This window comes from Pseudarthrobacter sp. NPDC092424, assembly GCF_044754925.1.
Lineage (GTDB): Bacteria > Actinomycetota > Actinomycetes > Actinomycetales > Micrococcaceae > Arthrobacter.
This window is the reverse complement of sequence record NZ_JBIVQC010000003.1, coordinates 442,086-449,989: the sequence shown is the minus strand read 5'-3', so window position 1 is coordinate 449,989 and position 7,904 is coordinate 442,086. Positions and strand designations below refer to the sequence as shown.

General features: G+C 68.4%; 7 protein-coding genes. 4 read left to right on the top strand and 3 right to left on the bottom strand.

Annotated features, from left to right (window positions below; translation table 11 throughout):
- Positions 1 to 136: 136 nt before the first annotated feature.
- The gene (locus ACIQCN_RS07855; protein WP_400610270.1) at positions 137 to 1,435 is read left to right on the top strand and encodes an MFS transporter; all 1,299 of its coding nucleotides are present in this window, start codon (positions 137 to 139) and stop codon (positions 1,433 to 1,435) included.
- A gap of 32 nt (positions 1,436 to 1,467) precedes the next feature.
- On the opposite strand, the gene ACIQCN_RS07850 is transcribed toward ACIQCN_RS07855, so the two are convergent.
- The 3 genes from ACIQCN_RS07850 to ACIQCN_RS07840 all read right to left on the bottom strand — a co-directional run bounded on the left by ACIQCN_RS07850 (position 1,468) and on the right by ACIQCN_RS07840 (position 5,404).
- Entirely contained in the window at positions 1,468 to 3,810 is a 2,343-nt protein-coding gene (locus tag ACIQCN_RS07850; RefSeq protein WP_400607451.1) for a glycoside hydrolase family 65 protein, read from the bottom strand.
- A gap of 134 nt (positions 3,811 to 3,944) precedes the next feature.
- Positions 3,945 to 4,682, bottom strand: coding sequence for an HAD family hydrolase (locus ACIQCN_RS07845; protein WP_400607453.1), 738 nt, complete (start codon positions 4,680 to 4,682; stop codon positions 3,945 to 3,947).
- A 104-nt stretch (positions 4,683 to 4,786) separates the two neighbouring features.
- On the bottom strand, positions 4,787 to 5,404 hold the full coding sequence (locus ACIQCN_RS07840) for an alpha/beta hydrolase (RefSeq protein ID WP_400610268.1): 618 nt from the start codon (positions 5,402 to 5,404) through the stop codon (positions 4,787 to 4,789).
- Positions 5,405 to 5,565: 161 nt separating this feature from the next.
- Between ACIQCN_RS07840 and ACIQCN_RS07835 the strand changes: the two genes are divergently transcribed.
- The 3 genes from ACIQCN_RS07835 (at position 5,566) to ACIQCN_RS07825 (ending at position 7,902) form a co-directional block, all read left to right on the top strand.
- Positions 5,566 to 5,823 (top strand): DUF6458 family protein, encoded by a 258-nt coding sequence (locus ACIQCN_RS07835; protein ID WP_400607458.1) that lies wholly within the window; start codon positions 5,566 to 5,568, stop codon positions 5,821 to 5,823.
- 277 nt (positions 5,824 to 6,100) lie between these two features.
- Positions 6,101 to 6,925, top strand: coding sequence for a DeoR/GlpR family DNA-binding transcription regulator (locus tag ACIQCN_RS07830; protein WP_400610291.1), 825 nt, complete (start codon positions 6,101 to 6,103; stop codon positions 6,923 to 6,925).
- On the top strand, positions 6,922 to 7,902 hold the full coding sequence (locus ACIQCN_RS07825; RefSeq protein ID WP_400607461.1) for a 1-phosphofructokinase family hexose kinase: 981 nt from the start codon (positions 6,922 to 6,924) through the stop codon (positions 7,900 to 7,902). The genes ACIQCN_RS07830 and ACIQCN_RS07825 overlap by 4 nt, the downstream gene beginning before the upstream one ends.
- The last annotated feature ends 2 nt before the right edge of the window (positions 7,903 to 7,904 follow it).

Genomic DNA, 7,904 nt, shown 5'->3' with positions numbered 1-7,904 from the left:
GGGCCGCGAAATCCCCGAACACCTCGCCCACATCGCCGAAGGCATCCAGGACTCCGGCACCACCCGCCAGGAAGCCGCCAGCCTCCTGGCCCGCTGACACCACAACGCGGCAGGAGGGCGGAACTAGAATTGGGGGATGCCCACCCCCAAGGCCCTGCGGCCGTTTGCCCACCGTGAATACCGGGTCCTGACCGCGGCTTTGGCCATCTCGATTTTCGGCTCGGGCATGTGGGCCGTGGCCATGGTCTACGAGGTGATCCACCTGGGCGGCGGCCCGCTGGAACTGTCCACGGTGGCGGCCGCCGGCAGCGTTGGCCTGGTGGCGTTCGTGCTGGCCGGCGGGATCGCGGCGGACCGGGTTCCGCAGCGCCGGCTCATTATCGCGGTGGAGGGGACCAACCTGGGGGTCATCGCCGCCGTGAGCGGACTGGCTATGGCCGGGCTGCTGCAGGTCTGGCATCTGGCACTCGGCGCGTTCGTGCTGGGCGTGGGCGCGGCCTTCTTCTTTCCGGCCTACTCCGCCATCCTGCCGCGCATCCTTCCGCCCGGCGACCTCCTGGCCGCGAACGGGCTGGAAGGGACCATGCGCCCGGTGCTGCAGCAGGCTGCCGGCCCGGCGGTGGCGGGCATCGTGGTGGCGGCACTGTCGCCGTCGCACGCGGTGACAGCGGTGGCTGTGTGCCACCTGGCGGCGTTCATCGTGCTGAATTTCCTGGGCCGGCACGCCCTGGCGGCGCCCCGAACGGAGGAGGGCACTGAGGCCGCGTCGAAATCCACCTTCGTCCAGAACCTCCGCGAGGGCGTCGCGTACACAGTCCGCACGCCCTGGCTCCTCTGGACGCTGCTCTGGGCCTGCATTTCGGTGCTGTTCCTGATCGGCCCCATCGAAGTGCTGATTCCCTTCGTGGTGCGCGACCAGCTGGGCGGCGACTCCCGCATGTTCGGCTTTCTGCTCGCCGTCCTCGGAGCGGGCTCGGCGCTCGGCTCGCTCCTCACCGCATCGCTGCCGCTCCCCCGCCGCTACCTCACGGTGATGATGGCGGCGTGGGGCGCGGGCACCCTGCCGCTGGCCGCCGTCGGAATCATGGACAGCTTCTGGGCCGTTGCCGCGGCACTGTTCGTCTTCGGCGCCACCGGCAGCGTGGGCATGGTCATCTGGGGCACCCTGCTGCAGCGGCGCGTGCCGCCGCAGCTGCTGGGCCGGGTGTCCAGCCTGGACTTTTTCGTCTCACTCGCGCTCATGCCGGTGTCCATGGCGCTGGCCGGCCCCGCCGCCGAGGTGCTGCCCATCTGGCTGATTTTCCTGGTGGCCGGGGGCGTAGGCCCGGTCATGGCGATCGTCGCGGTGGCCGCCGCCCGGATGCCGGACGATGAACTCGCGCACCCCCTTGTCCAGGCCGCCGGGATGGAAAGCACGACGGCGGTGGGAGACTGACGCAAGCGGCGCCAGCTCCCGCTCCCCGGCGGTCAGCCGCGGCCGCGCACTACGGGAATGCTCGACGTCGGCAGCTGGCTCGGGAAGACTGTCGCCTCGGGCACACTGACCGGGTCCAGCGCCACCTTCACCGGCGCGGAGCCCACGGTGAGCAGCTGCGCCCGTACGTCCACCTCGAGCGGTTCGCCCTCCTGGACCACCAGGGTGAGGGAACCGGCGTCGAGCGTTACCCGGAGGAGCCTGCCGCGGATCCGGAGGTGGAATGACAGGCCGTCCCACGAGGCCGGAAGGCGCGGGTCAAAGAACGGCACCGGACCCTGGTCGCGCAGGCCAGCAAAGCCGCAGACCAGCGAGCTCCACACGCCGCCGGTGGAGGCGATGTGCACACCGTCGATCGTGTTCCCGTGCGTGTCATCGAGGTCGATGAATGCGGCGTTCGTGAAGTGTGCCAGCGCTTCGCGCGAATAGCCCACCTCGGCGGCCATGATGCCCTGCACGCAGGCGGACAGTGTGGAGTCGCCGGTGGTGATGGGATCGTAGAAATCGAAGGCGCGCTGCTTCTCCTCCGCGGTGAAGTCCTGCCACTGCAGGAACATCGCCAGCACCGTGTCGGCCTGCTTCAGGACCTGGTGGCGGTAGATGACCAGGGGGTGGAAGTGCAGCAGCAGCGGATACTTCGAGCGCGGGGTGTCCCAGTCCCACCCTTCGAGCGTCATGAAGTCGTTGTCCTGCGAGTACACCTGCATGCGGTCGTCGAAGGGCAGGTGCATCCGGTCCGCGGCAGCCTGCCAGAGCTGGCGCTCCTCCTGGGTGATGCCCGCGTGCTCCAGGGCCGCGGCGGCGCGAAGGTTAAAGCGGGCCATGACATTGGTGTAGAGGTTGTCGTTGACCACGGCCGTGTACTCGTCCGGGCCGGTAACCCCGTGGATGTGGAAGAGCCCGTCCTTGCCGAAGAAGCCCAGGGAGACCCACATGCGGGCGGTTTCGATCAGGAGCTCCGCGCCCATCCCGGTCCGGAACGCAATGTCTTCGGTGGCCCAGAGGTAGCGGTTGGTGGCGAACGCAATCGCCGCGGCGATGTGGAACTGGGCGGTGCCGGCAGCGTAGTAGGCGCTGGCCTCCAGCCCGTTGATGGTGCGCCACGGGAACAGTGCGCCGTCAACGCTCAGTTCCTTGGCGCGGACCCGCGCCTCGGGAAGCATTCCGTGACGGAACTCAAGGACCTGGCGGGCGCCGTCGGGATTGGTGTACGTGAGGTAGGGCAGGAGATAGACCTCCTGGTCCCAGAAGTAGTGGCCCTCGTAGCCGGAACCCGTGACGCCCTTGGCCGGGATGCCGGCCACGTCTGCCCGGGCTGTTGCCTGTGCCAACTGGAACAGGTTCCAGCGGATGGCCTGCTGGAGCCCCGGCTGGCCGTCCACCTCGATGTCAGAGGTCGCCCAATAGGCGCCGTAGTGCGCCGCGCTCTCGGCAAAAACGTCCAGGACGGGGAGCAGGCCGGCCTCGGCGGCTTCGGCTGCATCCGTGGGGTCATCGTGCGCATCGAAAACGGCCGCGTAGCCGACGCTCTTCTCCAGCCGGAACGGTTCCTCCGCGGTGACGGCCAGGACGTAGCGGACGTTGCTGTCGTCCTGGTCCACCTTCGTCTCAAACGGCTGGTGGCCCGCGGACGTCCAGTGGTCCACGGCCACCCCGACGCGCTGCCCGGAGGCGGCGGTCTGCCAGGAGAGCCGCAGGGAACCGTCGCCGCCGTCGAGCCGCACCGGCTGGAGCACCCGCCCTGCGTGCCGGCCGGAACGGCGGGGATCATGCTCGGAGTGGTCCTCCACAGGCTGGTCCTGGCGGTTAATGACCGAGGATGTCACGTCCAGCGACACCAGCCGGTCCGTGTCCACGTCCAGGGAAATGCCCAGGCTTCCGCGCGAGCGGTAGCCCACAGCCCGGCGTTCGGTGGTGGTCACGGTAGCCCCGGACCGGCACAGCCAGGTGACGCGGCATTCGTAGACGCCGGTGGAAAAGTCGACGGAGCGGCGGTAATCCAGCACCTCGGACTCGGCCAGGCTAAGCGCCTCGCCGTCCACCACGATGGTGAAGTTGTTCGCATCGGGGACATAGATGATGCGCTGGCCGGTCCGGGCGAAGCCGAAGGCGTTTTCGGCGTGCTTGATGTCCCAGGTCTCGTGCAGTCCGTTGATGAACGTCCCGGGCAGCTCCGCATCGGCCGGGGTCCAGTGGGCCCCGCGGATGCCAAGATGACCGTTGCCCAGGGCAAAGAGGGTTTCCAGGGTGCCGGCGCTTCCTGGTTCGTGCCGTGTTTCCACGAGCTGCCAGGGGGTGTCGGGGAACCTTTCGCGGTCCGCGGTGATGAGTGCCATGGTGTTGGGGTCCTTTGGCGGTCGGCTGTGCTGCCGGTTCGTGGCCGGGCAAGTATTCGGGGTGGTGCCGGGGTGGTGCCGGGGTGCGGCGGTTCGGGGCTGTGGCGTCTTGGGGGGAGGGCGCCGCTGCGGATCTAGGGAACGAGTTCCTGCAGGTCGTTGACCACCAGCGTGGCTCCGGCGTCGAGCAGGACCTGCCGGCCGGCGCCGCGGTCCACGCCGATGACCGAGTGGAACGACCCCGCACGGCCGGCCTGGACACCGGAAACGGCGTCTTCCACCACAACGCATTCCTTGCCGGGCAGCCCCAGCAGCCGGGCGGCGTACTCATAGGTGGCGGGGTCCGGCTTGCCGGGGAGGCCTTCGCGGGCTGCGACCACGCCGTCAACCACCACGGGGAAATGGTGGCTCAGGCCGGCGGCCTCGAGGACCGCCGGGGCGTTCCGGGAGGAGGAGACGACGGCGACTTTCAGTCCGCGGGCCAGCGCGGCTTCCAGGAATCGTACCGATCCTTCGAACGGCTCGACTCCGGCGCTGACGATCTCGTTGAAGACCGCGTTCTTCCGGTTTCCCAGACCCTGCACGGTGGCATTGGCCGGGTCGTCGTCCAGGGGTCCCTCCGGGAGCGTGATCCCGCGCGAGGCGAGGAAGTCACGCACACCGTCGAACCGGGGCTTGCCGTCGATGTGGTCGAAGTAGTCGCTTTCGCTGTAGGCCCGGGCTTCCGGGTGTGCGGCAAGGTACCCCTCGAAGAGTTCCTGCCAGGCCTTTTCGTGCACGGTGGCGGTGGGGGTGAGTACGCCATCGAGGTCGAAGAGGATGCCGGAGGCGCCGGTCCAGGCGGGGGCATCGGTTGCATTGTGTTCAGTCATCAGCAGTGCAGTGTCCTTAGTCCCCCGGTCGATTAGCCGCGGTCGCGGCCGAAGTAGAGTGTAAGCGCTTACAAATTTGGCTGGCAACTGTTTTTTCCCCACCTTCAGCCCGGGACGTAGTGGCGGAGGAATGCGGACACGTCCGCCATCTCCCGTTTGGACATCGCATGGCCCATTCCGGGGTAGGTCCGCGCGGTCAGCTGGGTGTGCGCTTCCAGCCATTCGGCCGTGTAATGAACGGCGTCCGGGTTGATCACCATATCGGCTTTGTCCCGGCCCCAGAAGAACGGCGGCCTGGCCTCAAACGAATCGGTCAAGGCGAGGAGCTCATTGTTGAGCACGAAACCGGACAGTCCCACCACCGCCCGGTAGTCCGCGGGGTGCAGGCGCAGGAGGGTGCTCGCCATGGCCATTCCCTGCGAATAGCCCAGCAGGCTCACGCTGCTGTGCCCGCCCCGGAAGGATTCCACCCAGGCGTGCACGGCGTTGCTGACGCGGACCACGTCCGCGAAATCGTTGGCCAGGAAGTAGTCCAGGAGGAACCAGCCGTAGTGGTCTCCCACCGGCATCGGGGCACGGAGCGCCGCGCAGGTGAACCCCGCGGGGAGGTAATCGAAGAGCCGGACCATGCTCGATTCGTCCGTGCCGTAGCCGTGCATCATCACCAGCAGAGGTGTTCCTGCCCGCTGGTGTTCGGGGCGTGACCACACCACAGTTTCCATGGGGCCATACTAGCGAGGCCGCCCTGACCTGGCCCTTCCGTGCCGGCGCGGGTCATTGAATCAGCCCGAGGGGCGCGGTACCGTGACGCTTGCAGGCAGAATTCGACACACCGGCAGTAACACCTACTGGCTCCGCCGCCGCGGACACGAAGGAGTACGTCATGAGAATCGGTTCCTCAATTTTCCTCATCGCCCTGGGCGCCATCCTCGCTTGGGCTGTAGCCCCGGGACTGATCCCCTTTATTGACCAGGTCCTCGTCGGCTACATCCTGATGGTTGTGGGTGTGATCGGGCTGGTCGTGTCCCTGGTTCTGGCCTCGCCCGGACGCAGCCGCCGGGTCAGCGAAACCAGGTCGGTGGTGGATCCGGCCACCGGCGAGCGCATCACCCGCAACGAAAGCCGCGACGGCGAACTCTAGCCCCGGAACAGCGACCCCGCGAAGCCGGGCCGGACCAACGCAATGGTCCGGCCCGGCTCCCGCCTTTTAAAGGCCCGTTCGCTTCCCCGCCTGTCGGACTTCTGCCGCTTCGCTTTTCGGGAGCAACGGCCGGCTGGCGGGAGAAAAGTAACAACCACTCCTCCATTTGGTTTCGTGTTGGTTTCCGTTGACAAACCAACAGATTCAAAGATAAAGTCAAGTATCTCAACATCATGTGATGCGAGTCACCACGCCGGAACTACGCAATGGAGGGTATGTGTTTGCCGAGGAGCGCCAGCAGAAGATTGCCGACCTGGTGGCCGGCAACGGCAGGGTCAGCGTCACCCTGCTGGCCGAGCGCTTCAGCATCACCACCGAAACCGTCCGCCGGGACCTCGCCGCGCTGGAGAGCGCCGGCACCGTCCGCCGCGTCCACGGCGGCGCCGTAGCCCCTGACCGGTTCAGCACCACCGAGGAGAGCGTCACGGCCCGCGCCATCCAGCGTCCCGACCAGAAGGTCCGCATCGCCGAAGCCGCGCTGGCCCTGGTTCCCCGCAACTCACACGCCAGTATCCTGCTCGACGGCGGAACCACCACCGAAGTACTGGCCGGCCTGCTGGCCAGGCGCGCCGCCGTCGTACCTTCCGAAGGGCGCCTTCCCGAAGCCCGGCCTGCCGATGGCGCCGAGCTGGTGGCCATCACCCACGCCGTCCCGATCGCCGCAAAGCTGTCCGCTGTCCCCGGGATCGCACTGCAGATCCTGGGCGGCCGGGTCCGCGGCCTGACGCAGGTCGCGGTGGGGCACGGGACGGTGGAAGCCGCGGCCCGTATCCGCCCGGACATCGCGTTCGTGGGCACCAACGGCGTGCACGCCACCTTCGGCCTGAGCACCCCGGACGCCGAAGAAGCCGCCGTCAAGGCCGCTTTCGTCCACTCGGCCCGCCGCATCGTGGTGCTGGCCGATTCCTCCAAGCTGGACGCGGAAACCCTGGTCCAGTTCGCCTCCCTGAAAGACCTGGATACCTTGATTACAGACAGCGAACCTGGCCCCGAACTCGCGGCCGCCCTGGATGAGGCCGGCGTTGACGTGGTGATCGCATGATCGTCACTTTCACGGCCAACCCCAGCCTGGACCGCACGGTGGCGCTCCCCGGCCCGCTGGAGCGCGGCGAAGTGCAGCGGGCCGTCTCCGTCAGCCAGGAATCCGGCGGCAAAGGCGTCAACGTCTCCCGCGCGCTGGTGGCCTCCGGCCTGGACTCCGTGGCCGTGCTGCCCGGCGCGGACGGCGATCCGGTCCTGGCCGGGCTGCGCGAACAGGCCGTCCCCTTCGTCTCCCTGCCCATCGCCGAACCGCTCCGCACCAACGTAGCGCTCACCGAGCCGGGCGGCGTGACCACCAAGATCAACGAACCCGGGCCCGCGCTGGACGAAAGCCAGCAGGAAGCCCTGATCACGCTGCTGCTGGAACGCTCCCGCGGCGCCCGCTGGGTGGTCCTGGCAGGCTCGCTCCCGCCCGGATTCCCCGCGGATTTCTATGCCACCGTGACGCGCCGCCTGCGTTCCACGGACGACGGCGCGGCCCCACTCGTTGCCGTCGACTCGTCCGGGCAGCCACTCGCCGCAGCCGTTTCCGGCGGTGCGGCCGGCATGCCGGACCTCCTGAAGCCCAATGCCGAAGAACTGGCGGAACTGGCTGCTGCAGCAGGCTTCGCCCCGGCCACCGCTGACCAGCTCGAAGCGGATCCGGAGGCAGCCGCCCAGGCCGCCGCCGCCGTCGTGCGTTCCGGTGTGGGTGCTGTGCTGGCAACTCTCGGATCCAAGGGAGCTGTCCTTGTAACGGCCGACGGCGCGTGGCTGGCCACGCATCCGCCGGTCGCCGCCGTGAGCACGGTGGGCGCGGGCGACTCCGCGCTGGCCGGCTACCTGCTCGCCCACGGCCGGGGTGCCGCCCCGGCTGATTGCCTCCGACAGGCGGTGGCCCACGGTGCCGCCGCCGCTTCCCTGCCCGGATCCACTGTTCCGGCAGTCAACCAAACCACCCCGGATGCCGTAACCATCACGGCCCTTCGAAAGGATTGACA